The 25,812-nt window shown below is 40.5% G+C and carries 22 protein-coding genes, 1 pseudogene and 1 riboswitch; of the genes and pseudogenes, 18 read left to right on the forward strand and 5 right to left on the reverse strand.

Annotated features, from left to right (window positions below; genetic code table 11):
- Nucleotides 1-9 precede the first annotated feature (9 nt).
- From EHS13_RS10190 to EHS13_RS10230, 9 genes are all read left to right on the forward strand, one after another.
- The gene (locus tag EHS13_RS10190) at nt 10-909 is read left to right on the forward strand and encodes a carbohydrate ABC transporter permease (RefSeq protein WP_155700237.1); all 900 of its coding nucleotides are present in this window, start codon (nt 10-12) and stop codon (nt 907-909) included.
- A gap of 63 nt (nt 910-972) precedes the next feature.
- Complete coding sequence (locus EHS13_RS10195; protein ID WP_155700238.1) at nt 973-2,616, forward strand: type 2 periplasmic-binding domain-containing protein; 1,644 nt, start codon at nt 973-975, stop codon at nt 2,614-2,616.
- 205 nt (nt 2,617-2,821) lie between these two features.
- Nucleotides 2,822-3,553 carry a phytanoyl-CoA dioxygenase family protein gene (locus EHS13_RS10200; protein ID WP_227013879.1) on the forward strand — a complete coding sequence of 244 codons (732 nt, stop codon included), beginning with the start codon at nt 2,822-2,824 and terminating at the stop codon, nt 3,551-3,553.
- Nucleotides 3,554-3,584: 31 nt separating this feature from the next.
- A complete protein-coding gene (locus tag EHS13_RS10205) occupies nt 3,585-4,430 on the forward strand; it encodes a sugar phosphate isomerase/epimerase family protein (RefSeq protein ID WP_155700239.1) in 846 nt (281 codons plus the stop codon).
- Nucleotides 4,431-4,562: 132 nt separating this feature from the next.
- Nucleotides 4,563-5,027 (forward strand): DUF2243 domain-containing protein, encoded by a 465-nt coding sequence (locus EHS13_RS10210; protein WP_155700240.1) that lies wholly within the window; start codon nt 4,563-4,565, stop codon nt 5,025-5,027.
- A 116-nt stretch (nt 5,028-5,143) separates the two neighbouring features.
- Complete coding sequence (locus EHS13_RS10215; protein ID WP_227014011.1) at nt 5,144-6,382, forward strand: ROK family protein; 1,239 nt, start codon at nt 5,144-5,146, stop codon at nt 6,380-6,382.
- 207 nt (nt 6,383-6,589) lie between these two features.
- On the forward strand, nt 6,590-7,225 hold the full coding sequence (locus EHS13_RS10220) for a D-sedoheptulose-7-phosphate isomerase (RefSeq protein ID WP_155700242.1): 636 nt from the start codon (nt 6,590-6,592) through the stop codon (nt 7,223-7,225).
- Complete coding sequence (locus tag EHS13_RS10225; RefSeq protein ID WP_155700243.1) at nt 7,222-8,205, forward strand: ROK family protein; 984 nt, start codon at nt 7,222-7,224, stop codon at nt 8,203-8,205. Before EHS13_RS10220 ends, EHS13_RS10225 begins: the two co-directional genes overlap by 4 nt.
- A gap of 23 nt (nt 8,206-8,228) precedes the next feature.
- The gene (locus tag EHS13_RS10230; protein ID WP_155700244.1) at nt 8,229-10,724 is read left to right on the forward strand and encodes an alpha-mannosidase; all 2,496 of its coding nucleotides are present in this window, start codon (nt 8,229-8,231) and stop codon (nt 10,722-10,724) included.
- A gap of 112 nt (nt 10,725-10,836) precedes the next feature.
- On the opposite strand, the gene EHS13_RS10235 is transcribed toward EHS13_RS10230, so the two are convergent.
- Nucleotides 10,837-11,607 (reverse strand): helix-turn-helix domain-containing protein, encoded by a 771-nt coding sequence (locus EHS13_RS10235; RefSeq protein WP_155700245.1) that lies wholly within the window; start codon nt 11,605-11,607, stop codon nt 10,837-10,839.
- Between the two features lie 181 nt (nt 11,608-11,788).
- Here EHS13_RS10235 and rbsK point away from each other — a divergent pair, with 181 nt between their 5' ends.
- The 5 genes and pseudogenes from rbsK (at nt 11,789) to EHS13_RS10255 (ending at nt 16,188) form a co-directional block, all read left to right on the forward strand.
- A complete protein-coding gene (gene rbsK, locus EHS13_RS10240) occupies nt 11,789-12,694 on the forward strand; it encodes a ribokinase (protein ID WP_155700246.1) in 906 nt (301 codons plus the stop codon).
- A gap of 41 nt (nt 12,695-12,735) precedes the next feature.
- Nucleotides 12,736-13,650, forward strand: a complete 915-nt coding sequence (locus EHS13_RS10245) for a nucleoside hydrolase (protein ID WP_155700247.1) — start codon at nt 12,736-12,738, stop codon at nt 13,648-13,650.
- A 168-nt stretch (nt 13,651-13,818) separates the two neighbouring features.
- Complete coding sequence (locus EHS13_RS10250) at nt 13,819-14,916, forward strand: serine hydrolase domain-containing protein (protein WP_155700248.1); 1,098 nt, start codon at nt 13,819-13,821, stop codon at nt 14,914-14,916.
- A 21-nt stretch (nt 14,917-14,937) separates the two neighbouring features.
- Nucleotides 14,938-15,090: pseudogene (locus EHS13_RS37515) on the forward strand (pirin family protein); the annotation flags it as partial.
- Between the two features lie 63 nt (nt 15,091-15,153).
- Nucleotides 15,154-16,188, forward strand: a complete 1,035-nt coding sequence (locus EHS13_RS10255) for a M42 family metallopeptidase (protein ID WP_155705293.1) — start codon at nt 15,154-15,156, stop codon at nt 16,186-16,188.
- A gap of 72 nt (nt 16,189-16,260) precedes the next feature.
- On the opposite strand, the gene EHS13_RS10260 is transcribed toward EHS13_RS10255, so the two are convergent.
- Complete coding sequence (locus tag EHS13_RS10260) at nt 16,261-16,500, reverse strand: helix-turn-helix domain-containing protein (RefSeq protein ID WP_155700249.1); 240 nt, start codon at nt 16,498-16,500, stop codon at nt 16,261-16,263.
- Nucleotides 16,501-16,580: 80 nt separating this feature from the next.
- Between EHS13_RS10260 and EHS13_RS10265 the strand changes: the two genes are divergently transcribed.
- Complete coding sequence (locus EHS13_RS10265; RefSeq protein ID WP_155700250.1) at nt 16,581-18,644, forward strand: family 78 glycoside hydrolase catalytic domain; 2,064 nt, start codon at nt 16,581-16,583, stop codon at nt 18,642-18,644.
- A 7-nt stretch (nt 18,645-18,651) separates the two neighbouring features.
- Here EHS13_RS10265 and EHS13_RS10270 read toward each other — a convergent pair whose 3' ends face one another.
- The 3 genes from EHS13_RS10270 to corA form a co-directional block, all read right to left on the reverse strand.
- Nucleotides 18,652-19,254 carry an acyl-CoA-like ligand-binding transcription factor gene (locus EHS13_RS10270; RefSeq protein WP_155700251.1) on the reverse strand — a complete coding sequence of 201 codons (603 nt, stop codon included), beginning with the start codon at nt 19,252-19,254 and terminating at the stop codon, nt 18,652-18,654.
- A gap of 24 nt (nt 19,255-19,278) precedes the next feature.
- The gene (locus EHS13_RS10275) at nt 19,279-20,811 is read right to left on the reverse strand and encodes an MDR family MFS transporter (protein WP_155700252.1); all 1,533 of its coding nucleotides are present in this window, start codon (nt 20,809-20,811) and stop codon (nt 19,279-19,281) included.
- A 168-nt stretch (nt 20,812-20,979) separates the two neighbouring features.
- Nucleotides 20,980-21,915 (reverse strand): magnesium/cobalt transporter CorA, encoded by a 936-nt coding sequence (corA, locus tag EHS13_RS10280; protein ID WP_155700253.1) that lies wholly within the window; start codon nt 21,913-21,915, stop codon nt 20,980-20,982.
- A 391-nt stretch (nt 21,916-22,306) separates the two neighbouring features.
- A riboswitch (SAM riboswitch) is annotated at nt 22,307-22,427 on the forward strand.
- Between the two features lie 81 nt (nt 22,428-22,508).
- On the opposite strand from corA, the gene metA reads away from it, so the two are divergent.
- Genes metA through EHS13_RS10295 form a run of 3 tightly spaced genes read left to right on the forward strand, consistent with a single transcriptional unit; the run spans nt 22,509 to nt 25,802 of the window.
- A complete protein-coding gene (metA, locus tag EHS13_RS10285; protein WP_155700254.1) occupies nt 22,509-23,420 on the forward strand; it encodes a homoserine O-acetyltransferase MetA in 912 nt (303 codons plus the stop codon).
- A gap of 33 nt (nt 23,421-23,453) precedes the next feature.
- Nucleotides 23,454-24,608 (forward strand): aminotransferase class I/II-fold pyridoxal phosphate-dependent enzyme, encoded by a 1,155-nt coding sequence (locus tag EHS13_RS10290; protein WP_155700255.1) that lies wholly within the window; start codon nt 23,454-23,456, stop codon nt 24,606-24,608.
- Nucleotides 24,609-24,629: 21 nt separating this feature from the next.
- Nucleotides 24,630-25,802 (forward strand): trans-sulfuration enzyme family protein, encoded by a 1,173-nt coding sequence (locus EHS13_RS10295; protein WP_155700256.1) that lies wholly within the window; start codon nt 24,630-24,632, stop codon nt 25,800-25,802.
- The last annotated feature ends 10 nt before the right edge of the window (nt 25,803-25,812 follow it).

The following is a 25,812-nucleotide window of genomic DNA, read 5'->3' on the forward strand; positions in this document are numbered from 1 at the left end:
AAAATTAATATGATAAAACGTAATGTAATTGGTGAACCATTTGGCGATCGTGTTTTTATGTTTATTATTTATGCGATATTGATTATCCTGCTAGTCCTCATTCTTTACCCTTTACTTCATATTGTTGCAGCATCTTTAAGTAATTCTCAGGCTGTAATTCGGGGTGATGTGACGATTTTCCCGGTAGATTTTACTTTGATTGCCTATAAGTCTCTACTCACAAACAGTACGATTTATATGGGTTTTCTGAATACTATTTTTTATACGGTCGTCGGAACAATTATACAGGTTATATTAACCATACTATTAGCCTTCCCTCTTTCGAGAAAAGAATTTGTAGGAAGAACTATTTTAATGATGGCATTATTATTAACGATGTTTTTTGAAGGCGGACTTATTCCTACCTATATGATTGTGAAATTTTTGCACCTACTCGATACAAGATGGGCGTTAATTGTTCCTAAGGCATTGTTCGTATGGCAAGTAATTATTACAGTCACTTTTTTCAAATCAATCATCTCGGATGAAGTATATGAAAGCGCTCAACTTGATGGTTGCAGTGATATTGGATTCATTTGGCGTATAGTTATGCCATTATCCAAACCGATTATCGCGGTATTGGTGCTCATGTATGCAGTTTCTAATTGGAATTCCTATTTTGATGCTTTGCTTTATTTGCAAACTTCAGAGTTATATCCGTTGCAGCTAGTATTGCGTAACATTCTAGTAATGAATCAAGTCGGCACATTATCTCCCAAACTTGCCTATATGATGAGACAGCAGCAAGGATTAGCTGATCTATTGAAATATGCGCTTATTGTTGTCTCCACTTTACCGATTATCATTTTCTATCCATTTGTTCAAAAACATTTTGTAAAAGGTATGATGATCGGTTCTTTGAAAGGATAGTTGCTGCGTGTTACAAAATCCAATAGGGTCATTAATAAAAAACGAAATAGGGAGCGATACAAATTGAAAAAAAATTCAAGTAAATGGTTGATCGTACTGATTGCCGTGGTAATGGTAATGACGGCTTGCAGCAAGAATAAAGATAGCAATCCAACTTCAACTGGAGAATCGACAGGAACCGGAAAGACAACAAAACTCACTGCATTCTCAGAACAACCAGCACGTATTTCCAGCTATAACGATAATTTATTGACGCAAAAAATTGAAAAGAAGCTTGGGATCGATATTGATTTTCAAACAGCTCCTTCTGAAGGTGCTAAAGATAAGCAAAACTTAATTCTAGCGAGCGGCGACTATCCTGCTGCATTTATTGGAGGAGACTTCAGTAAAGTTGACCAGCTGAAATACGGAGCATTAGGTGTGCTAGTTCCCTTAAACGATTTGATTGAAGAATATGGACCCAATATTAAAAAGGCATTTGTAGAAAATCCATCCCTTAAAGCGGGCATTACAACTCCAGATGGCAAAATCTACGCTTTACCTGGTCTTGATGGCTGCTGGCATTGCTATTGGCCTGCGAAGTCGTGGATTAATGAAGACTGGTTGAAGGTATTGAATATGGATATGCCTACAACAACAGAAGAATATGAAAAGGTATTATTAGCTATGAAGAATAATGATCCGAATAAGAACGGCAAAGCCGATGAAGTTCCATTAAGTGGATATACAAGCACAGGCAGCGATTGGGGTAACCCGATTACTTTCCTAATGAACGCTTTTGTTTACACCGATCCTTCCAATTATTTGAAACTTGACAATGGCAAGGCTGATCTTGTAGCTGATAATGAGGAATGGAAGCAGGGTCTTACTTATATTAAAGGCTTATATGATAAAGGGTTAATAGATCAGCAAGCTTTCACTCAGAATATGGAGGGATTGCAGAAAACGGCCATGAATCCAGATGGCGTGATCTTAGGGGACTTCGGTGATCTCTGGAATGGTGATATTGTGACCATTTATGAAGAAGCCGTAGATCAACGTTGGAATCAGTATGTAGCCGTTCCACCGCTCAAAGGGCCGAATGGTGCACAATTCTCAACCTATAATGGTTATCGAGTACCAAATGGCAAATTTGCAATAACCGATAAGGCATCCAAAGAACAAGCTATAGCCGCAATTAAGGTTGCGGATTATCTATATACAATGGAAGGCGCTTTGGATAATTTCCAAGGAGTCGATGGATGGGTTGTACCAAAAGAGGAGCAGGTGGGTACGAATGGTAAACCAGCCCTCTACACTAATCCAGAGGGAGCCGCTACAGATTGGGATGCGCCAACCAAAACTCAATGGGAAAATGGATTCTACTATATGCCTATTGATTTGTTTCACGGGAGAGTGAGTTCACAAGATATGGAAGTACAAGAAGGGAACGAAGTACGTTTATATAATGAAAACTTAAAATATTCCGGACATGAGCCTGCTGAGGATGTTAGATTGCCGGATATTTTTATTAATCCGGATGCAGCACAATCCGTTGCGGAAATGTCGACAGTTATCAATGCCTATATTAAACAGAATGCCGTTTCATTTGTAATTGGACAAAAAGATCTTAATAAGGATTGGGATGCTTATGTCAAAGGAATACAAGATATGGATGCAGCAAAATACTTGAAAGTATACCAAGATGCACTTGATTCCTATAAATAGGATTGCGGTGTAAACTCTTTTGTTAGTTGGATGGGCATGCGGTTAATTCTCATGCCCATTTGCTATTTCTGCCAAAGTGCATGAGCTAGTAAAATATCAATATAGCGCAAAAATGATAGGGATAAAACAGAAGAATTTTATTCTTAAAAACATTATATTGAGATCAGGAATTCCAAAAATTCATCTATTGCAGGAGGAAAACACATTGGGTACTTTAACGAAACAAGAAGTAGATTTTTTCAAGAAAGAAGGATATCTATTACACCATAAACCACTATTTTCGGAAGAAAAGCTCGATCAACTAAATACTATTTTTGAGGAGCATTTAGCAGAAAAGGGAGATAAATTATCAGATGAGCTAGATACACCTCACTTCCGTGACAAACGTTTATTAGATTACTTGCTAAGTAAGGAAGCTTTAGATTTGGTCGAAGATCTGATAGGGCCTGACATTCTTTTATGGTCAAGTCATTTCATTTGTAAAGATCCCTACAAAGGCAGAATGACTCCGTGGCATGAAGATTCATCTTATTGGCAAGGACGATTTGATAAGTACGATGGAATTGTCACCATTTGGCTTGCCCTTGACCGGAGTAATAAAGAAAATGGATGTATGCGAGTGATTCCGGGTACACATACCAATGGATTTTCAGAATATGAAGCAGTGGATAAGAGTGTTAACACGTTTCATGCGCAAATTAAAAACATGGATGAATCCAAAGCCGTTTATTTTGAAATAGAAAAGGGAGAGTGCTCCCTTCATGATTCACGTATTATTCACGGTGCTACAGCAAATACAAGCCCTTATCGCCGTTGTGGCTATACTATGAGATTTATATCTGCTTCTACCAAGATGAATTTGGATAGAAATCCAGGCTGGAAATTCTGGCTGGCACGCGGAGAAAATATAGCAGGTAATCCGTGCGAAAATATATAATAATCTAAAAATAAGGTAAGGAGTTTATGCAATGATACCTACTTTGAATCCAATGACAACAGGAGGACATGTCCCCTTTATTGACTTTTTAGATGCTGCCTATGAAGCGGGATTCCCCGCAATTGAGTATAGTATCGAGCCGTTTGCGCAGGTGGCAAGTGAACAATCGGAAGCAGCAGCCATAGAGCTCTTAACTTCACGGAATTTACAGATTGGCAGCTTTATGCTGCCTGTTGAATTTCGCAAGGATGAACACACGTTTCAAGAACAATTAAAGGAGCTTTCCAAATTAGCTTCCTTGGCTCGCAAGCTGGGAACCGATCGCTGCTGCACATGGATGCTGCCCTCTACAGATGAACCTGTAGCTGAGTACACTAGCCGTTTTATCCGACGGTTAAGAGCTTGTGCCAAGGTACTAGGTGATCAAGGTATTCGTTTTGGTATTGAGTGGGTTGGACCGAAAACAATGCGAACCATGAAACATGATTTTATTCATACTATTCCTGGCACATTGGAATTCATAGATGCGATTGGTGAAAATAATACAGGTCTCCTGTTTGATAGCTTTCATTGGTTTACATCTCATGCCAGTATTGAAGATATTTTAGGTTTAACGGAACAGCAAATTGTATTGGTTCATATCAATGATGCTCCTAATAAACCTAAAGACGAACAGATTGATATGGAGCGATTGCTGCCTGGTGAGGGAATCATAGATTTAGCTGGAATGCTTGGTGCGCTTCGCAAAATTGGTTATAACCACGCTGTATCTGTAGAAACCTTTGGTACAGAGCTTCCAAACATGCATCCAAATGAAGCAGCCATCAAAACAAAAGCAGCTGTAGATCGCGTTCTTGGAAACATCCGTTCCATTTAATACTGTTGTAAAAGCCCATTCGCTATTATAGGAGTGGGCTTCTTCATTTTTACATAGTTATATATAGAGGATGTTCTAACTATTATAAAATTGGTAATAATAGAGAAGATAGTGATTTCAAGGGGGAAATATATGAATACGAATACGAATACTAAGAATTTATTTATTAGCGCTTTTATACTGGGGCTTGGATTTATGGGATCGTTGGATGGAATCGTTTTTCACCAGTTTTTACAATGGCATCATGTTATTGACCATCAGAATCACAGAATAGAATTGTTTTCGGATGGGGTCTTTAATCTAGTGGTAACATTGCTGCTAGTATTTGCTTGTATAAAGATTTTTAGAGATGCGCTCCATAATAGAATAGGGTTTAGCTGGAGGATATTCATTGGCTCTATCATTGTTGGTGCTGGTTCTTTTAATCTGTTTGAAGGATTGATTGACCATCAAATATTGGGTTTGCATCACGTAAGATCAAATAGCCCAAATTGGTTCATTTATGATATTGGTTATTTGATATCCGGAGTACTGCTCATAATCATTGGAACTATTTATTTAAATCTAAAAATGCAATTTAGACAAAGGGAACGATAAAAGCCGTCCTAATTCTATTATTGTAATTGTAGTTAATTTAAATTATGGTATTATAATCAATTAGTTTTGATTATTTGTACATAGGGGTAATGAGGAGAGCGATACTAGTGGACCGAATGAAAGGTACTAATAATCGGCGGGTTAAAAGCATGAACCGCTCAACGGTATTGCAATATATTCGCAATCAAGGGCAGATCTCCAAAGCAGATATTGCACAACAGACTCATTTAAGCTTTACAGCTGTCACTAACATTATAGAGGAATTAATCTCCTGCCAGGTCATCTGTGAAAGCGGCTATGATGAATCCTCAGGTGGCAGAAAACCTCAGCTTTATAAACTTAAAAAGGACCGTTATTACTCAGTTGGTATCCATTTGAGTATTACACGCATTCGTGTTGCTATCCTAGATTTAGAGGGGAATATATACGCGCAATATGAAACGGTTACGAATAAGGACACCTTTCAAACAAATGCGATTATTTTGCAATTAATTACTTGTCTTGAGGAAGCAATAGCGGATTCAAAATTGGAGCGGAGCAAAATTCTTGGAATCGGAATGGGAATTCCCGGACCGCTAAATCCATTTGATGGTATTGTGTTATCCCCGCCTAATATGAAAGGCTTGGAATCGGTTCCTCTTAAACAAATTATTACAGATCATTTTCAGCTTGAGACATTTATTGAGAAGGATGCCAATTTAATTGCACTTGGTGAATATTGGCAAGGAGCAGGACGAGGAAAGAAAAATGTTTTCTATTTGGATGCAGATGTTGGCATTGGCAGTGGCTTAATCGTAGATAGTAAGCTTTACCATGGATTTCCTTATGGTGCTGGTGAAGTAGGGCACGGTACGATAAACATCGATGGGCCTCGCTGCAATTGCGGCAATTATGGCTGCCTTGAAGTGGTCGCATCTGGACTTGCAATCATGCGCCGAGTAAGCGAAGAGATTAGAAGGGGAGCAGATGCTTCTTTTAGAGCTCAATACCTTGCAGATGAAGAATCTGTTACTATTTATACCATTTTAGATGCAGCAAATGATGGCGATGTACTCGCAAAGCAATTACTGCAAGAATCGGCGAGGTACGTGAGTATTGCAATTGGCAATGTGATTAATTTGCTTATGCCGGAAATTGTGATCATTGGCGGCACGTTAACGCATAATTACACACCTTATTTTGAGCTAATTAAAGAGTCGGCTTTAAACCGGATTTTTTCTTCCTTTGCTCAGAATATTCATATCGAGAGATCAGAGCTTGGCATGCTTGGCGGTGCGGTTGGAGCTGGAACACTTATTCTAGAGAATTTCTTCAGTAAGAATCTCGATGATTTACTTGATTCAGTGCACAACTAATTGAAACGTTTGTAAAGTAATATGTATCGACACTTATTAATACTATATTAATAAGTGTCGATATTTATGTTGACATCCATTAATTATAAACTTAATATAATTAATAATAAGCGAACTTATTAAACTTAAATAAATAAGTTTAATTGATCTGTAAACGTATACAGGTTTATGAAATACCCATAAAAGTTGTGAAAGGATTGAACTAGTATGAACCACCATCTACAGACTCTTCAGAACAAATATCCTGATTTGCAAGATTGCCTACCGCAAATTCAACAATCCTTTAATCTCTTAGAAAGCTGCTATAGGCATAACGGCAAAGTATTGATCGCCGGAAATGGAGGCAGCGCAGCCGATAGCGAGCACATTGTCGGGGAGCTGATGAAAGGTTTTATGTTAGCTAGACCGATTCCGCAATCATTCCGTAATCATTTCTCGGAGCTATTTCCGGAAGAAAATGACGAGATTTGTGACGGCTTGCAAGGAGCATTGCCCGCTATTTCTCTAGTAAGCCAGACCGCTTTCATGACGGCCTATTCCAATGACATTTCATCTGATATGATTTTCGCTCAGCAGGTATATGGATATGGAACAGAAGGGGATGTATTTCTTGGGCTTAGCACCTCGGGTAACTCTCGCAACATTATTCGTGCGATTCAAATTGCCAAAGCAAAAGGAATGAAAACCATTGGATTAACGGGAGCTGCGGGCGGGAAAATGAAAGCGCTATGTGATGTTACCATTACAGTACCCTATCAAATGACCCCTGACATTCAAGAACGGCACCTGCCTATCTACCATACTCTGTGCATAATGCTAGAAGAGGTGTTTTTCGGAGAATGATCACTTATGCAGGCATAGATATTGGTGGAACTAAATGTGCAGTTACAATCGGTCGTGCAGAGAATAATCACATTGAGTTGGTTGATAAAGTCATTTTCCCCACAGAGCACACACCAGAAAAATCGATTCAACGAATTATTATTGAACTAGATCAGCTATTCAATCAATATCCAGAAGATAAACAACGGTTAATCGCCATTGGTATTAGCTGCGGTGGACCTCTTGATAGCAAACGAGGCATCATCCTCTCACCGCCTAATCTACCCAATTGGGATCGAATTGATATCATTGGACCGATACAAAGTCACTTTAATGTACCTACTGGTTTACAGAATGACGCCAATGCATGCGCACTGGCAGAATGGCAATGGGGAGCTGGTCAGGGGACGCGAAATATGATTTTTCTAACCTTTGGTACGGGAATGGGAGCAGGTCTCATATTGGATGGTCGGCTGTATTCAGGGACTAACGATAATGCCGGCGAGGTAGGTCATATTCGACTAGCTGAGCAAGGGCCAATTGGGTATAACAAAGCAGGATCATTTGAAGGATTCTGTAGTGGCGGAGGTATTGCCAGGCTTGCACAATCGATGCTGAGAAAACGTATGGATGCTGGAGATTCGCTTCCTTCCTTCTTTAAGCAGTCGAATGACATTGAGGGAGTCTCCACAAAAGATATAGCTGAAGCAGCTCAATCTGGGGATGCCTTTGCAATTGGTATTTTTCAAGAGGTCGGACGAAAGCTTGGACGCGGAATCGCGCTGCTTATTGATATACTCAATCCGCAAAAGGTTGTCATTGGCAGTATTTACGGACGGCAAAAAGAGCTTATTGAGCCTTATATGCGCGAAGAGCTTGAGAATGAAGCTCTACCGAACACCCTTTCAGTTTGCGAGATTGTGCCTGCAGGATTAGGAGAGCAAGTCGGAGATTATGCAGCACTGTCAGTTGCTAGGGATTTACATTTAAATCAATCATAATTTGGAAGGAATGATCAAGTACTATGGAAAAAGAAATTCAGCTTCACATGATAGGCAATGCACATTTGGATCCCGTTTGGCTTTGGCAATGGCAGGAAGGATATGCAGAGATAAAAGCAACCTTTCGCTCTGCGTTGGACCGTATGAATGAATTTCCTGAGTTTATTTTCACTTGCGCCGGTGCTGCTTATTATCAGTGGATTGAACAAAATGCTCCGGAAATGTTTGAAGAAATACATAGTCGGGTGAAGGAAGGACGCTGGGTTATCGTTGGTGGATGGTGGATTCAACCAGACTGTAATATTCCCGCTGGAGAATCATTCGTCAGGCACGGATTGTACAGCCAACGATATTTTCAAGAGAAATTTGGTGTAATGGCAAAAGTAGGTTATAACGTTGATTCTTTCGGCCATCATAATATGCTGCCGCAAATTCTTAAGAAAAGCGGGATGGATTATTATGTATACATGCGTCCAGAAGAACATGAAAAGAGTATGGAGCGCAATTTATTCTGGTGGGAAAGTCTAGACGGCAGCCGAGTTATGACATTCAGAAATCCGATTAGCTATAATAACTGGAATCCTAAGAAGCATGAGGATGCTGTACAGAGCAAAGCCCTTGAAGTGCTTGAACTTGCAGAGAAGCATGAACATAATCTAATGTGCTTCTATGGAGTTGGTAATCATGGCGGCGGACCCACTATTGCCAATTTGCAATCGATTCAGCAGCTTCAAGATGAGCATTCAAAGGGGCAATTTAAGCTTAGCTCTCCCAATGCATACTTTAAAGAAATGGAGCTTAGTAATCCTGCTATTCCCGTTTTTACGGATGATTTGCAGCACCATGCAAGCGGCTGCTATTCCGCGCATTCAGAAACAAAAGCTTTGAATCGCAGGGCCGAGCATCGGTTGTTAACAGCTGAAAAATTCAGCACCTTCTCGCATTTAATTGCTGGATTCGAGTATCCGGCCACCGAAATTCGCCGTGGGTGGAATAATGTGATGTTCAACCAATTTCACGATATTATGGGCGGATGCTCCATTAAAGAAGCCTTTGATGATTCAAGGGATGCTTATGGCGAATCACTTAATAATGCAGCAGTTTCCTTAAATGCCGCACTGCAGAAAATCTCTTGGTCAATTGATACCATGAAGGATGAAATTCAATCATTAAATAAAGATATGGATTGGCAGCTTTGGGAGCAAAAGGATGCCGGGATCCCAGTTGTTGTCTTTAACCCGCTGTCTTGGAAGATCCTAGCCCCGATTCAAATTAATAAAAGAGTAAAAAGTGTTACTGATGCTGATGGTGAGGCAATCGAATATCAAATTGTACGTGGATCGCGAACGAATGTCGACGGAGATAAATTTGACACTTTGTTCATGGGGCGAATTCCGGCAATGGGCTATAAAGTCTTTTGGATCTATAAGGAGAAGGAGCTGCCAACTCCTGCTTCCACACAATGTCTCCTTGCAGAGACATATGCGCTGGAGAATAACTGGTACCGTCTTGAGATTGAACCCCATACTGGGCATGTTCGAAGATTGTACGACAAACAAAACAAGGTTGAGGTATTGAGCGGTAAAGGCGCAGTTCCCATCGTTATTGATGAGCATCATTGCGATACTTGGGCACATGGGGTATTCGAATTCCGTAATGAAATCGCTACATTCTCGGATGCACAAGTTACCTTACTAGAATCGGGTCCACTGCGTGCTAAAATCCGCGTAACGAATCGCTACAACCATTCGGTTCTGCAGCAGGATTTCATGCTATATCGTGATAAGCCAGGGGTTGAAGTGAAGGTGAAGCTCGACTGGCATGAAAAACACAAGATGCTCAAGCTTTCATTTCCTGTACACGTAACTGATCCTAAGGCTACCTATGAAATTCCATATGGTTATATTGAAAGGCCTGTGAACGGTGAAGAAGAGCCTGGACAGCAATGGCTTGATGTAACAGGAATCCCAGTATCAGGTGATTTGCCGCAATACGGACTTACGCTATTTAACGATTCGAAATATAGCTTTGATGTCAAGGACAACGACTTGAGAATGACAGTTGTACGAAGCCCAATTTATGCAGACCATTACGGTGAACGTGATGACCAGTGTGAGTTTATGGACCAAGGGGTGCAAGAATTCCGTTATGCGCTAGCTTCCCACGTTGGAGACTGGCGTAATGCTGAAGCCTCTAAAAAAGCTTACGAGCTAAACGTTCCACCTATTCACATAATTGAAACCTATCACAAAGGCATTTTGCCACAAATAGCTGAAGGTATCCAAGTTACTGCTGAGAATCTCATAGTTACGGTTTTCAAGAAATCTGAAGATGGTAATGGTTATATTTTGCGGTTCTATGAAACAAATGGCCAGGATGGGGAAACAGATTTGGCGATACCGGCGTTGAATCGGAAGTGGACCGTACCTTTCACTAAATGCGAAATTAAAACATTATGGATTCCAATAGATCCGAAGCAAGCTGTAACAGAAGTCAATATGATTGAGATGCCTATTTAAGTCGATTAAATATAACAAACACCACTTTCTTATCAGGAAAATATAACTCCGGATAGAAGGTGGTTTTTGGCTACACTATACCTATGCATTAATTTCTAGTTTGCTTTGTTACTTAATTTAATCTATTGAGAGTATTGCCATTTGTTGAATTGCGATAACCTTTAGGAGTTTCACCAATTTCCCTTTTAAACATTGTACAGAATTGTGCGATGTTGGAAAAACCACATTCCAATGTAATGGTAGAAATGGGCAGCTCGGTATATCTGAGCAGCCTTCTTGCTTTATCCAAACGTTTATTTATAACATATTGCATAGGTGAGACACCAAAGTAGTTCTTAAACAAGTGCCGAAAATGGTGATAACTATACCCGACAATATCAGCCATTTCTTCTACTGTCATCTTCTGGCTATAATTCTCATCAATAAACTTACGTATATAGAGTAGGTTATTATCGTTGACTGGGTTTATGGTATGGCTTCTTAAATGCTCGACGATTATTTCACTCATAAGTAAATTTAATTTGCTGGTATAATAAGCTTGTTTGTCCCGCATTTCCGTTGTCATTTGCAATAACAGAGGGAGGATTCGTGAAGACGATTCGTCTTGAAATATTCCTTCTTGCAGGTAAGGGAAGGTTCGTTCGTTTAAACTGAATCCGACGAAGATAACGTTTGTATCCTCGGTGCGTCGTTCGTCATGCAGCCAGTCTGGGGGGATTATCATATAAGAATTAGCTTCGTAATGATAATCTACTTCCCCTAATCGGGTTAAACCTTTGCCTGATTGATAATAAACGAGCTCATAACAATTATGTTGGTGAAAAGATATATAAGAATTTATGGGACGTAGGGCATGGAAAATAAAATTAGTCTCAGCAAGCATGTCATAACCTCTTTTTTGACTATAGCCAAATAGTATAAAAACTTGACCAAATTGTGAAAATTTAATCTCCTCATATCAGATAAAATAGAATATGCACAAGATTAATATGTATATCTTGTAGCCATATCATAGAATAGATTCACTCATTAATCAACAACTTCTGAAAGGGGATACAGGTATCATGAAACAGCCTCATATTGTTGTAATTGGCAGTCTTAATATGGATTTAGTTATATCAACTTCGCGGATGCCAAAGCTGGGTGAAACCATCACAGGTCAGCAAATGCATACGATCCCTGGCGGCAAGGGAGCCAATCAAGCGGTAGGCTGTTCGAGACTGGGAGCGAAGGTTTCGATGGTTGGAGCAGTAGGCAACGATAGCTTCGGCAAGCAAATCATCAGTCAACTAGGAAATTATGGTGTCGATGTCCATCCGATATTAGTTAGTGACGCGCCTACCGGTTCGGCTATCATATTCCACACGCCTGAAGATAATTGTATTGTAATCATCCCGGGAGCGAATGAATTGTGCGACGCAGAATTAGTCAGTAATTTCGAATCGTTGATATACGGGGCGGACTTACTGCTGGTTCAATTGGAAATTCCACTTAATTCGGTATACACAGCACTGAAAATTGCTCGTGAAGCTGGCGTTTGCACAGTTCTTAACCCGGCTCCAGCACGGGAATTGTCTGTAGATTTGTTGAAGCTTGTGGATTATCTCACACCCAATGAAACCGAATTTGAATTGCTTAGTGGCGCTACATATAAATCTGAGGATGATCTGTATGCTGGAATGATGAAATGGCAGCAGGAATACGGACCCAAGCTATTTGTGACGAGAGGAAAGAATGGTGTTTCGTATTTGCTGGATGGTAGTTTACGTACGGTTGATGCTCCCAAGGTTGAGGTTGTGGATACAACAGGTGCAGGGGATTGCTTTAATGCAGCATTCAGCTGTTGTCTAGCGAGCGGACAATCTGTGGCAGACGCCGCTGCTTTTGCAGTCAAAGCCGCTTCCTTATCCGTTACGAAATTCGGAGCACAGAACGGGATGCCAAGCATGGAAGACATGAGAAACGCATAATCAGACAGGTGTTTAATAATGAAATTTTGGAGGATGAAACCATGATTAATTATCCAAAGCTTAGCCAAGAAAAGCTGTTACAGCGGTTATCGCACCCGAACAAGAAGATTCGTATGGTACTGGATACGGATACTTTCAATGAGATTGATGACCAATTTGCAGTCGTCTATGCTTTGAAATCACCAGATCAAATGCAAGTTGAAGCGTTCTATGCAGCGCCTTTTTATAATGATTTGTCGACAGGGCCTAAGGATGGTATGGAGAAGAGCTATCAGGAGCTGCAGAAAATCTCTTTGCTATTGCCTGAAATGGCTGGCGTTCCAATCTATCGTGGATCGGAAGCCTACTTGTCCGGCCCTGAAAAACCTGTAGAGAGCGATGCAGCTCGTAATCTGGTAGAGCGGGCAATGGCTTCATCTGAGGATGATCCATTATATGTAGTAGCCATAGGTGCTATAACAAATGTTGCCTCTGCGATTCTATTGGAGCCACTCATCATCGAGAAGATTGTCGTGGTATGGCTCGGTGGGCATGCGCTGCATTGGCCAGATACGAAGGAATTCAATTTAAACCAAGATTTGCATGCCTCTCGAATTGTATTGGATAGCGGTGTACCACTTGTATTAATTCCTTGTGCAGGAGTAGCTTCTCATCTACAGACTACATTGTCTGAATTAAGAGATTATGTGAAGGAAAAAGGCGATATTGGTGAGTATTTATACGAAACATATAAAAACTGCATGAAAGAGCATTTTGCTAATTCCCGGGTCATTTGGGATATCTCTGCAATTGCCTATCTGGTTCAACCGAAGTGGCTGCCGAATGAGTTAGTGCACAGTCCACTTCTTTCGGAGGACTTCCGCTGGAGCTTTGACGCTTCCCGTCATTTTATTCGGTATGTTCACTATATTAATCGAGATCCAGTGTTTAGAGATTTGTTCCAAAAGCTTGGCTAAGGAAACCGACTTTGTGAGAGGTTCATGCATCTAAGCATGGGCTTCTCTTTTTTTATATCAGAATGTATATTATCAGAAGATAAATTTAATAATTGTCAAGATGATCAAGTCTAGTATACTATTAACACAAATTTCATAAAATGAGTGAGTCGTTATGGGAGGTTCAGGATGAAAAACATTCAAAAGGAAATGCAGCAGCTTCTTGCCGATATTGTCGGAGAGGGCAGGGAACGGGGTATTCAGCTTGCCGTTTATCATCGAGGTGAGTTAATAGTGGACGCTTGGGCAGGTATAGCCGACAATAAAACAGGTAGAAAAGTGGATGGATCAACGTTATTTCCTGTTTTTTCAACAACAAAAGGAATCGCAGCCACAATCATTCACTTGCTTGCTGATCTAAAAGAACTAGATTATGACTTGAAGATTAGCAGCTTCTGGCCGGAGTTCGGGGTTAATGGCAAAGAAGGTGCTACAATCAGGCATGCATTAAATCATACAACGGGGATTCCCCACATGCCAGAGGCATTGGGATATGAGGATATCGTTGATTGGAACAAAATGTGTGATAAAATTGCAAAGCTAACACCACAATGGGTTCCTGGTATACATATGGAATATCATGCCATTACTTTCAGTTGGATTATAGGGGAGATCGCACGTCGGATAGATGGGCGTCCTTTTTCGCAAATTATGCATGAAGAAATCTGTATGCCCTTGGGTATAGAGGATATGTATGTAGGGATTCCAGATGCAGTTGAATCACGTGTTGCGATTCTTGAAGAGCCTGAGTTTGATTTGCAGAGTGCAGTCAATCCTACTGCAGGACCCCAGTCTATTCCATCATGGATCATGCCGCTTCATGAATGGATGAATAGGCAGGATGCACGTCGAGCATGTATTCCAGCGAGCAATGGTATCATGTCTGCTAAGGCTATTGCTAGACACTATGCCGCGCTCCTTCCAGGAGGTGTGGATGGTGTAGAATTGCTTTCTCCAGCACGCATTAAGCTGGCTACTAAACCAGTCATTCTGCAAGATGGAATTCCACTTACCATGAGTATGGGATATTCTATCGGTGCGCAGGATTCTATCATGGGACCGCACGCATCAACGTTTGGGCATGGCGGGTATGGCGGTTCCATTGCTTTTGCTGATCCAGTAAACCATTTGGCTGTTGGTTTGGTAAATAATCTCTATTCAAAAAACGGAGCTGGCTTTATTATTATCAATGAATTGAAAAAAAAGCTAGGAATCCCATTGGATTAACTCGGCAAAGCTAACGAAGGTCGCCGCATATTCATATTCATTGTAGATGGTGTGTTAGAATTGAATGGAGCGGAAAAACTCAGTAAAAGAGATACCGCTCGAGTAACGAATATATCAAAGCTTCATCTAACAGCAGCTAGCAGTACAAGATTTATGTTGATTGACTTGCCTTGAATCTATGATAATTGGCCAGTTCTGACACACTCATTCGTATAAAGGAGTCGATTAAAAGTGAAAATGGACTATGTGGTTAATATTTTAGAAAAATTAATCGGTATTCCGAGTCCATCAGGTTATACGGATTCTATTGTTGAATTTCTGCAGCAAGAATTGAATACATTTAACATGGCTAGCCAACGCATTCAAAAAGGCGGTTTGTTAGTCACTGTTGCTGGATCTGATTCAAGTAAACATCGTTTAGTTTCCGCACATGTAGATACTTTAGGAGCCATGGTGAAGGAAATTACAGACAAAGGCAAGCTCAAATTATCCTTAGTTGGTGGCTTCACATATAATTCGATTGAAGGGGAGTATTGCCAGATACACACTTTAGATGGGCGTATATATACGGGAACGATTCATTTATCTAAAACGTCCGTGCATATACATCGCGATACGAATTTAATCGAAAGATCTCAAGAAAATATGGAAGTACGACTAGATGAACAGGTTAAGAGCTTAGATGAAGTAAAAGAGCTGGGTATTCAAATCGGAGATTTCATCTCATTTTCCCCTCGATTCGTTAAACTAGATAATGGATTCATCAAATCCAGACATATCGATGCCAAAGCTCCTGTAGCTTGCTTATTAGCTATATTGAAGGATTTTTCAGAAAACAAAGTGGTGATTCCTTACACGACTCACTTCTTCTTTTCCAATAATGAAGAAATAGGCTTTGGTGCGAACTCGAATATTCCTGAAGAAACGGTAGAATATGTTGCTGTTGATATTGGGATTTGCGGAATAGGTCAAGCCTCTAATGAATTCAGCGTTTCCATTTGCGCTAAAGACAGTGGTGGTCCATATCATTATGAGCTGAGAAAACAACTGGTTCAGCTAGCTATAGAACAAAACATTGGCTATACAATTGATATTTTTCCTAATTATGGCTCGGATGCAACTTCAGCGATGCATGCTGGATATGATGTAAAACATGGTTTAATTGGACCAGGTGTTGACTCCTCACATGCTATGGAAAGAACACATCAGGATTCATTAGAGAATACGTCTAAATTAGTGCGCGCATATTTACTTAGCTCAATGATGAGCTAGCGTTTATGTGAACAATTCAGAATATTGGCAAACGTCCGTGCAAATTAGCAGAGGCGTTTGCCATTTTTTTAATCACTCACCTAGCTTTCGCAGCTTACGATAACTAGATGGCGTAATTCCATACAATTGTTTAAAGACTGCCGAATAAAATTTGGAATCCTTATAGCCTACGTCCCTCGAGATATCAGCAATTTTTCTTGTTGTCGTGCGGAGAAGATGGCAGCTTTGATCAATGCGTTTAATTTGTAAGTAGCCTGTGAAGGTTTGTCCAGTTATTTGTTGAAAGATACGATAAAAATGCCTTTTACTCATATTCTCGATCAACGGCTAGTTAGGCAGCCATTATTCGTTAAAATATAGGAATATACTAATGGTGAGGGAGCACGAATTCGATGAATCAGCAAGCAGAGTGGATTTGGTATCCAGGAGATTTTGAAGTGTGGCTTAATGAAAAAATATCTGTACGTAGAAAGACACGGGGAGCGATTTTCCCACCTTTTTGGCGATTGGATCAGCATTACAGGAGTGTCGTATATCGCTTAACCTATATACTCGATAAGGAAGAAGAAATAAGCATTAATACGGAAGGAGAATTTGCCGCTTATCTGTCGGGATTTGATAACCAAAGACAGAGTAAATCTACAATCACCCTTCCTGCTGGTAACCATACGCTTTTGATAACGGTGTATAACTCATTGAATGTACCGGCTTTGTACATCTCTGGAAAGTCAATCTCAACAGGCTCCCATTGGGAAGTATCGCATAACTATAAAAAATGGGTTTCTGTAGGAAAGGGGAGTTTTTATGATTCATCCTTATCTCCCTCTCAATTTAGACTTGAGACAAGTGAACAGCAACCGCTTATCGTAGGAGCATCAGGGGAAACTGGATTAATAGCGGATTTCGGTAAAGAAACGTTTGGTTATTTGCAATTACATAATCTTATAGGAAATGGAACAGTCACTCTATATTATGGAGAATCACTCGAAGAAGCTAACGACAAAGCATATTGTGAAACAATTGACATTATCGAGGTAGGAAGTGGCATTTCTAGCTATACGAATCCATTTTCAAGAGCTTTTCGATATGTAAATATTGAGCCAGAAGCAGGAAGCAATATTAGATTAGGTTCAGTCTCCATGCTTTATGAATATGCGCCTGTTGAATATTATGGACAGTTTCGTTCTTCCAATGAAAGGTTAAACCAGATTTGGGATACTTCCATTTATACCTTGCATTTAAACACTCGCGAGTTCTTTTTTGACGGGATTAAACGAGATCGATGGGTGTGGTCAGGGGATGCCTACCAATCATTCTTAATGAACTATTATAGTTTTTTTGATCAGGAAATTACTAAGCGAACACTAATTGCTCTAAGAGGAAAAAATCCGGTAGAAACGCATATTAATACGATTCTGGATTACAGCTTTTACTGGTTTATTTCCATTCAGGATTATTACATGTACACAGGAGATGAGGCCTTTATTCGTGCTCATTACGACAATATAGTTGTTTTAATGGACTTTTGCCTCACAAGAATAAATGATGCAGGAATGGTTGAGGGGATGGAAGAGGATTGGGTGTTCGTAGATTGGAATGACTTAGACAATCGGGGAGAGGTAAGTGTTATCCAAATCTTATTCTGCAGAAGCTTGGAAGCCATGTCTAGCTTTGCATCCATAGTCGAAGATAAAGCACGTGAGATACAGTACTCCTCAATGGGAACAGAATTAAAGAAAAAGCTCTTCGAAACATTCTGGAAGGATGACCTAGGTGGCTTTGTTCATCAACGCCATCAAGGTGTTCTGAGTACACAGATAACCAAATACCCTAATATGTTTGCTGTATTGTACGGCTATCTGGATGCTGCCCAATCAGAAAAAGTCAGAAAACAAGTGTTGGTTAATGATGAAATCCAGAAGATAAAAACGCCTTATATGCGTTTTTTTGAACTGGCGGCACTCTGTGAGATTGGCGAGCATCCCTATGTGATGGGTGAAATTTTGGATTATTGGGGAGGAATGCTCGATCTGGGGGTAACCACATTTTGGGAGGAATATAACCCCAAGTTAAGCGGGCCAGAACATTATGCAATGTACGGCTCCCGCTACGGCAAGAGTTTATGCCATGCTTGGGGGGCAAGCCCGATTTATCTGCTGGGCAAATATTTTCTTGGTGTAAGTCCACTTACCCCTGGTTATCAAACATATGTGATCCAACCCCATCTCGGTGGACTTGAATGGATAGAAGGAACCGTTCCCACTGCATTAGGTGACCTTAATCTTTATATGGATAAGTTAACTATTAAGATTCAGGCAGCTGGAGGCAAAGGTTACCTAAGAATCCTGAGCTCAGTAGTACCTATATGTATGGGGGCATCGGTTTCTTCAATTGGGGAAGGGAGCTACGAGGTAGTTATTGATAAACATGGGTATGAGTATCATATTCAGGGCTAATTCGGAGTTATTTCATAGGCAATCCAGCCTCTAAATGTATCATAGCTTGATCAACTAGCTCCGCAAAATCCGCATCTGGATTAAATACTAGGTATCCCTGCACCGCCATCATAACACCAATTATCGATCCTGCCATTGTAAGCACCTGAAAATCATGAGGGTCAGCGCCAATTCTATCCGCTATAAGCCCTGCAATCAAGTGCATCGTATTTGCCATTTGACTTAATAAAGCGGCGTGCAATTCAGGGACAGATCTAGTTAACTCCAAACGTTCCCTTAATTCACTGTGAGCTTCTTTAGGAATCATGGATATACCCGTTACCATAGATTTATGCATGGCTTGGAGCGGTGTCAAGCTTGCTGGCTGCTGCTTGAATAATTGGATTAACAAAGGATCAAAATCATCCTCTATAACTACGGCTTCTTTTGTAGGGAAATACCTGAAAAAAGTACTGGCTGAAATTTCTGCAGCTTCTGCGATTTGTTCAATCGTCGTTGTGTTATAACCCTGTTTGCGAAACAAGAGCAGCGCATGTCGTTGAATCGCTGCTCTTGTTTTTATTTTTTTTCGTTCACGCAGTCCTAGTTTTTGCTGTTTGTCCACAACCATTAGTTACCTCCAGCTAATATCTAATTATGCTTCTAGGGAGGCTTGTTCATTCTGTTTCGGAATTGAAGGAGCAGTAGCTAGTACTTCCTTTTTCAGAAACCAACAAAGGATACATACCACTAAGGCAACTCCGAAGGAAACCCAGTACAAATGCCTAAACGCATCTGCGAAAACAATTTTAATTTGTTCTGCCAAGCTTGGATCGATCCCTTTTGGAATGCCCCCTTGAGCCGCCTTCTTGAGAGCTTCCACACTATCTGCCGGAACCTCTGTCATTAATCCCCCAATACCTGAAGTGATTTTAGACGCTAACAGACTTCCAAAAATACTTAGGCCAACTGTCATGCCAATCGATTGAAATAGAGTAACAGATGATAAAGCGATCCCGCTTTGTTCCTTAGGTACAGATTCCTGGATGATCAGATTATTGTTAAACATGATGCCAAATCCGAGACCGAGGATGAAGAAATAGCAAATGATTGCAATTATTTTAGTGTGAATATCGATGTTCGTCATCAGATAAAATCCAATAGCCGGCAGCAGCATAGATACGGCGAAAATATATTTGTAAGGAACTTTAGTAATCAGACGCCCGCTTATTACACTTGCTAGAATAGCTCCGACCATCAGAGGCAAGCTTAAGTAACCAGACACAATCGGTGTTAATCCAATCACATTCTGAGCATAAAACGGAAAGGCAGCAAAAGCTCCCATAATACCTAACACCATCGTAAATACAATTAATGAAAGCACTACAAAAGTGCGATTCTTAAAAAGATCTAAGGGTAATATGGGTTCTTTGGCCTTGGATTCTACATATATAAACAAGCTTAGCAGCACTGCGCCTAATACCCAAAGACCAACTATTACAGAGGAATCCCATGCATAACCTTCATTTTGATGAAGCACGGGGGTAAGCAATAAAGCTAGAATGGATCCTACAAGCAGAAATGCGCCTGCCCAATCCACGCTGACTTTTTTATCTCTAATCGTTGATTCACGCAGCCCTGCAGATAGTACAAATGCAGCAACAATCCCCACAGGAATATTGACCCAGAAAATCCAGTGCCAAGAAATATGCTGTGTGAGATAACCACCAATTAAAGGTCCAAGCAGTTGTGGAATAAACATAAATGCACCGAATATACCTTGTGTCTTGGCTCGTTCTTCAACGGTAAAAGAATCGCCGAAGATGACCAGCGCTAATGGCAGAAGACCCCCTGCACCAATACCCTGAATACCTCGGCCAATTAATAGCACAGTCATAGAGGTAGAAAAGCCGCTGATAACGGACCCTGCAATAAAAAGGCCCATACTAATGACATAGATTCGTTTTCGCCCGTAGAGATCAGCCAATTTACCGAGAATTGGAATAAAGGAAGTCATAGCCAGCATATAGATTCCAGCAACCCAGCCATAAAGAGATAATCCGCCTAAGTCACGTACGATTGTCGGCATGGCAGTACTTACAACCGTTTCATCGAGCTCAGCAAAAATAATTCCAATCATCAGGCCCGTAATAATTAATGCTTTATTATTCTTTTTATTATCGCTCATTTGCTCCACGCTCATTCCATTTAGTTCAATAATCGAAGTATACAAAATATGAAAGTTACTGTCAAATGATATTTAGTGTTATTTTATAAGGTGGAGTAAACAGCAAAAAACCGCTTCAGATGTACAGCTTTTCAGCTATAGGTCTGATGCGGTTTTTGGGAAAAACACTCATAGCCAGTCTTTCTTACGGAAATACCAAAGCATACTTACTCCAAGAGCCAGCATACCGCCCATTACAATGTATTCTCCGCCTGGAAAATCACGTCCTGGAAGCTTTTCGAAGTTCATTCCATATAAGCCAGTAATAAAGGTTAAAGGCATGAATATAGTGGTAAGAGCTGTAAATACACGCATGATTTCATTGGCACGATTGGCTAGACTGGATTGATAGGCTTCACGTAAGTTGGCCATCAAATCGCGATAGGTATCAAAGGTTTCGGTAATTTTCACCGCATTTTCATAAATATCGCCAAAATATTTTTGCAGCTGATCGTGAATTAGCTTTAAATCACGTTTGTGCAGAGTAGAAACTAGATCCTTTTGCGGAACCAGTACCTTTTTTAACCATAAAATCTCACTGCGTAATCCAATAATCTCGTTCAAGTGTGATTTTTTGGTGTGCATTAAGATATCTTCTTCAAGCTTTTCGAGCTTGGTTTCAATTCGATCCCCAACGGAGAAGTAATTATCAATAACAAGGTCAACGATATGATATAAGAAACGATCCGGTGTGTTGACTTGTTCTTCTAAGAGTATCGGTTTTAGCGCGCGCATTTCATTGATCTTTTGTTTGGTGACGGTAATGATATAGTGTTTGCCCAGAAACATATTCAATGACCGCAAGAAGAATTCTTCGTCATCGAAACGAATGCTATTAATAACAATAAAATAATGACCGTCATAAATTTCAATTTTGGGACGTTGCTCTTCTTCGCTTAAGCAATCCTCCACAGCCAAATCATGCAGATGGAACAAAGGCTGCAGCTCTTCCAGATCATCTATAGTGGCATCAATCCAATAATAGCCGTTTGTCGGCTGTGTAAGAGTAAGGGAAACATCATCGATTAAAGAAAACTGGCCATGCTCAACTAAACGTATTTTCATTTGTTTTCACTCCTCTTGGTTGATCAAGCTTTAAGAGCGAAAACAGTCGATACGTTTCACGCAGGCACAAGTAGACAGGTGTGTGCACCGACTGTTTTCAGGAAATATGCGGTTGGATTAAATATGTTTATTCCACTCGTTCGATCTCCGTCCATACAGTTGCACCTCATTTTCTAGTCGGAATACTTTTTATAGTATAACCTGCCGTTTGCCATTCATCAAGATACATCTTAGCATAAATTTTTATTCTTTGATTAGATCCAATAACATAAGTTTCAGAACAAAAAAGCTGGTTTTCATTCTAGGTACTTAAAAGGGGTGTACATTTTCAGAAAAGTAGGTATAATAGTGAGTAATAAGCTTAGGTAAAACAAATTAAATAGTATTGAATTTCTTATCTAGAGTAGGTGGAGGGACTAGCCCGATGACACCCGGCAACCGACAAATCTTGGAAACAAGGTATGAACGGTGCTAATTCTTGCAGGAGCCATGCAGCTTCTGAGAGATGAGAAAGGACATTGTTATATTTCTATGGCCTTTCTCTCTTTGAGAAAGGTCTTTTTCGTTATAATCACACAAAGGAGTGAGTCAGAATGCCTATTAAGATACCCGACCATTTACCCGCCAAAGAAATATTAAATCAAGAGAATGTATTCGTAATGGATGAAAGTGAAGCTTTTCTTCAAGACATCCGCCCATTGCGAATCATTATTCTTAATTTAATGCCGACTAAAGAAACGACTGAAACTCAAATTCTGCGGCTGTTGGCAAATTCACCGCTTCAAGTGGAGTTTGTGTTATTGCATCCCAAAACACATATTTCAAAAAATACTTCCGCTGAGCATTTGGAAACCTTCTATAAGACATTTGATGACATTAAACATGAGAATTTTGATGGCATGATTATAACCGGTGCACCCGTAGAACAAATGGAGTTTAGAGATGTGACCTACTGGGAAGAGCTTCAACAAATCATGGACTGGAGCAAGAAGCGTGTTACTTCAACACTTCATATATGTTGGGGCGCTCAAGCGGGGCTGTATCATCATTTTGATATTCCTAAGTTTTCTTTGGATGAAAAAATGTTTGGTGTCTTCCCTCATACAATTAACCAGAAAAATGTAAAGCTGCTCAGAGGCTTTGATGAAGTGTTCCATGTGCCGCAATCTCGCCATACAGAAGTGCGACGCGAAGACATCGCAGGTCGCGATGATATTGAAATCTTATCTGAATCCGCAGAAGCGGGCGTTTATATTGCAGCTACTAAGGACGGCAGGCAAATTTTTGTTACAGGCCATTCGGAGTACGATCCATTAACGTTGAAATGGGAATATGACCGAGATGCCAGTAAAGGACTTGATGTGGCAATCCCACGGAACTATTATCCCAATGATGATCCAACGCAAACACCTGTCTCATCATGGCGCGCTCATGCTAATCTGCTTTTTTCCAACTGGCTCAATTATTACGTATATCAAAAAACACCATTCGATTGGAATATATAATTTAGCTTCATTATGAGAGGAGTTCATCTTAATATGAACATAGAAAGCCGTTTAGCCCAAATTGGATCCATCTCTGAGCCGGTAACTGGCGCAGTTAGCTTTCCGATCTACCAATCAACCGCATTTCGCCATCCACGTTTAGGACAAAGCACTGGTTTTGATTATGCGCGGACGAAGAGTCCAACAAGATCAGTACTAGAACAAGCCATTGCCGATTTAGAGAGCGGAGATGCCGGTTTTGCTAGCAGCTCAGGCATGGCTTCCTTACAAACGATTTTTGCGCTTTTTAGTCAAGGCGATCACTTATTGGTTTCGCTTGATTTGTACGGAGGGACTTACCGTTTGCTCGAGAAAGTAATGTCTAGATTTGGGGTTACTGCCTCCTATGTAGATACGAATGATTTAGATGGCTTGGAATCCAAGCGCCAATCCAACACCAAGGCTGTATTGATTGAGACTCCAACTAATCCTTTAATGATGATTACAGATATTGCCAAGGTTTGTACTTGGGCGAAGCATCATAACCTCATTACTATAGTAGACAATACTTTATTAACTCCATTCTTCCAAAGGCCGCTTGAGCTTGGCGCGGATATTGTTATTCACAGCGCGACCAAATATCTAGGTGGACATAATGATGTACTTGCTGGATTAATCGTTTCGAAAGGCAAAGAGCTCTCCGAGCAAATTGCATTTCTACATAATACAATGGGTGCTGTACTTGGACCACAGGATAGCTGGTTAATGATGAGAGGGATGAAAACCTTAGCACTTCGCATGGAAAGACATCAACATAATGCTACTCGGATGGCAGCTTTCTTGGATGCTCATCCTATGGTGGAGCAAGTTTATTATCCTGGTCTAGAAAGTCATCCTAATTATGAAGTGCAGCAGCGTCAATCATCAGGCAACACAGGGATTCTCTCTTTTAAAATGAAGGATGCTCGCACGATAGAGCCTATTCTGCGCAGTATTCGGTTGATAGCTTTTGCAGAAAGCTTAGGTGGAGTGGAATCGTTAATGACTTATCCAGCTGTTCAAACACATGCAGATATTCCAGAAGAAATTCGTCGTCAAATTGGCGTGGATGATCGTTTGCTGCGGTTTTCAGTGGGGATTGAGCATATTGATGATATCATTGCCGATCTAAGCAATGCTTTTGAAATTGCAAGTAATGAGTTGAATTAATGATTACGGAGGTTTTCTCAAATGGGAGATAATCAAGAAAAAAAGCTGTCACCGCAAACTAATTTCGCCACTAGGCTTATCCATTTTGGGGCAGAAATTGACACGCATACTGGAGCCTCTAGTGTTCCATTATACCAAGCGTCAACTTTTCATCATTATTCATTGGATAATCCACCAGAATATGATTACACACGTTCGGGAAATCCAACACGACAAGCCTTAGAGGACTATATCGCGATGCTGGAAGGCGGGACAAGAGGATTCGCATTTTCCTCTGGCATGACGGCGATTTCAGCTGCTTTTATGCTGCTTTCAGCAGGTGATCATGTCATTTGTACAGAGGATGTATATGGCGGTACTTATCGTTTATTGAGTACCATTATGAGTCGGATGAATATCGAAACGACCTTTGTGGATATGACTCAAATCGAAGCCGTCAAAGCAGCGTGGAAGCCGAATACGAAAGCTGTTTTCGTGGAAACACCCTCTAATCCTACTTTGAAAATAACTGATATCAGAGAATTGACAGACTGGGCTAAGGAATTTGGTTTGTTAACAATGCTGGATAATACTTTTATGACGCCCTATCACCAAAGACCGATTGAGCTGGGGATAGATATTGTCTTGCATAGCGCAACCAAATTCCTCGGTGGGCACAGTGATTTACTTGCTGGACTTGCTGTGGTTAATAGTGATAGTTTAGGGGTTCGGTTAAAACAAATTCAGAACGGACTAGGCAATGTATTAGGTGTGCAAGACAGCTGGCTATTGATTCGCGGTATGAAAACGTTGCAAGCAAGAATGGAATTTTCCGAAAAAAGTGCACGAGTTCTAGCTGAATGGTTAGATAAACATCCTGCTATTACACAGGTTTTTTATCCGGGCTTACCGAATCATCCGGGCAGAGCCATTCATGAAAAGCAATCGCTTGGATATGGAGCTGTGGTTTCCTTCGATACGGGCTCGGAAGAAAACGCGAAGCGGGTATTAGCACGTGTGAAAATTCCTCTAGTTGCAGTAAGCTTAGGGGCAGTTGAAAGCATATTGTCCTATCCAGCTATGATGTCGCATGCTGCAATGCCACGTGAAGTGAGACATCAAAGGGGCATAACAGATGGCTTGCTGCGCTATTCTGTAGGACTGGAGCATATCGATGATATTCTAGCAGATTTAGCCCAAGCTTTTGAAAAATAGTACTAAAGGA

The organism is Paenibacillus psychroresistens (assembly GCF_009728935.1).
In the GTDB taxonomy this organism is placed as follows: Bacteria; Bacillota; Bacilli; order Paenibacillales; family NBRC-103111; genus Paenibacillus_AC; species Paenibacillus_AC psychroresistens.

Coding starts and splice junctions, on each gene's coding strand:
- EHS13_RS10225 (WP_155700243.1), top strand. CDS start 7,222: ATGATCACTTATGCAGGCATAGATATTGGTGGAACTAAATGTGCAGTT.
- EHS13_RS10210 (WP_155700240.1), top strand. CDS start 4,563: ATGAATACGAATACGAATACTAAGAATTTATTTATTAGCGCTTTTATA.
- EHS13_RS10260 (WP_155700249.1), bottom strand. CDS start 16,500: ATGAGTAAAAGGCATTTTTATCGTATCTTTCAACAAATAACTGGACAA.
- EHS13_RS10275 (WP_155700252.1), bottom strand. CDS start 20,811: ATGAGCGATAATAAAAAGAATAATAAAGCATTAATTATTACGGGCCTG.
- EHS13_RS10270 (WP_155700251.1), bottom strand. CDS start 19,254: ATGGTTGTGGACAAACAGCAAAAACTAGGACTGCGTGAACGAAAAAAA.
- EHS13_RS10295 (WP_155700256.1), top strand. CDS start 24,630: ATGGGAGATAATCAAGAAAAAAAGCTGTCACCGCAAACTAATTTCGCC.
- EHS13_RS10235 (WP_155700245.1), bottom strand. CDS start 11,607: ATGCTTGCTGAGACTAATTTTATTTTCCATGCCCTACGTCCCATAAAT.
- EHS13_RS10230 (WP_155700244.1), top strand. CDS start 8,229: ATGGAAAAAGAAATTCAGCTTCACATGATAGGCAATGCACATTTGGAT.
- corA (WP_155700253.1), bottom strand. CDS start 21,915: ATGAAAATACGTTTAGTTGAGCATGGCCAGTTTTCTTTAATCGATGAT.
- metA (WP_155700254.1), top strand. CDS start 22,509: ATGCCTATTAAGATACCCGACCATTTACCCGCCAAAGAAATATTAAAT.
- EHS13_RS10250 (WP_155700248.1), top strand. CDS start 13,819: ATGAAAAACATTCAAAAGGAAATGCAGCAGCTTCTTGCCGATATTGTC.
- EHS13_RS10205 (WP_155700239.1), top strand. CDS start 3,585: ATGATACCTACTTTGAATCCAATGACAACAGGAGGACATGTCCCCTTT.
- EHS13_RS10190 (WP_155700237.1), top strand. CDS start 10: ATGATAAAACGTAATGTAATTGGTGAACCATTTGGCGATCGTGTTTTT.
- EHS13_RS10215 (WP_227014011.1), top strand. CDS start 5,144: ATGAAAGGTACTAATAATCGGCGGGTTAAAAGCATGAACCGCTCAACG.
- rbsK (WP_155700246.1), top strand. CDS start 11,789: ATGAAACAGCCTCATATTGTTGTAATTGGCAGTCTTAATATGGATTTA.
- EHS13_RS10290 (WP_155700255.1), top strand. CDS start 23,454: ATGAACATAGAAAGCCGTTTAGCCCAAATTGGATCCATCTCTGAGCCG.
- EHS13_RS10245 (WP_155700247.1), top strand. CDS start 12,736: ATGATTAATTATCCAAAGCTTAGCCAAGAAAAGCTGTTACAGCGGTTA.
- EHS13_RS10220 (WP_155700242.1), top strand. CDS start 6,590: ATGAACCACCATCTACAGACTCTTCAGAACAAATATCCTGATTTGCAA.
- EHS13_RS10255 (WP_155705293.1), top strand. CDS start 15,154: ATGGACTATGTGGTTAATATTTTAGAAAAATTAATCGGTATTCCGAGT.
- EHS13_RS10265 (WP_155700250.1), top strand. CDS start 16,581: ATGAATCAGCAAGCAGAGTGGATTTGGTATCCAGGAGATTTTGAAGTG.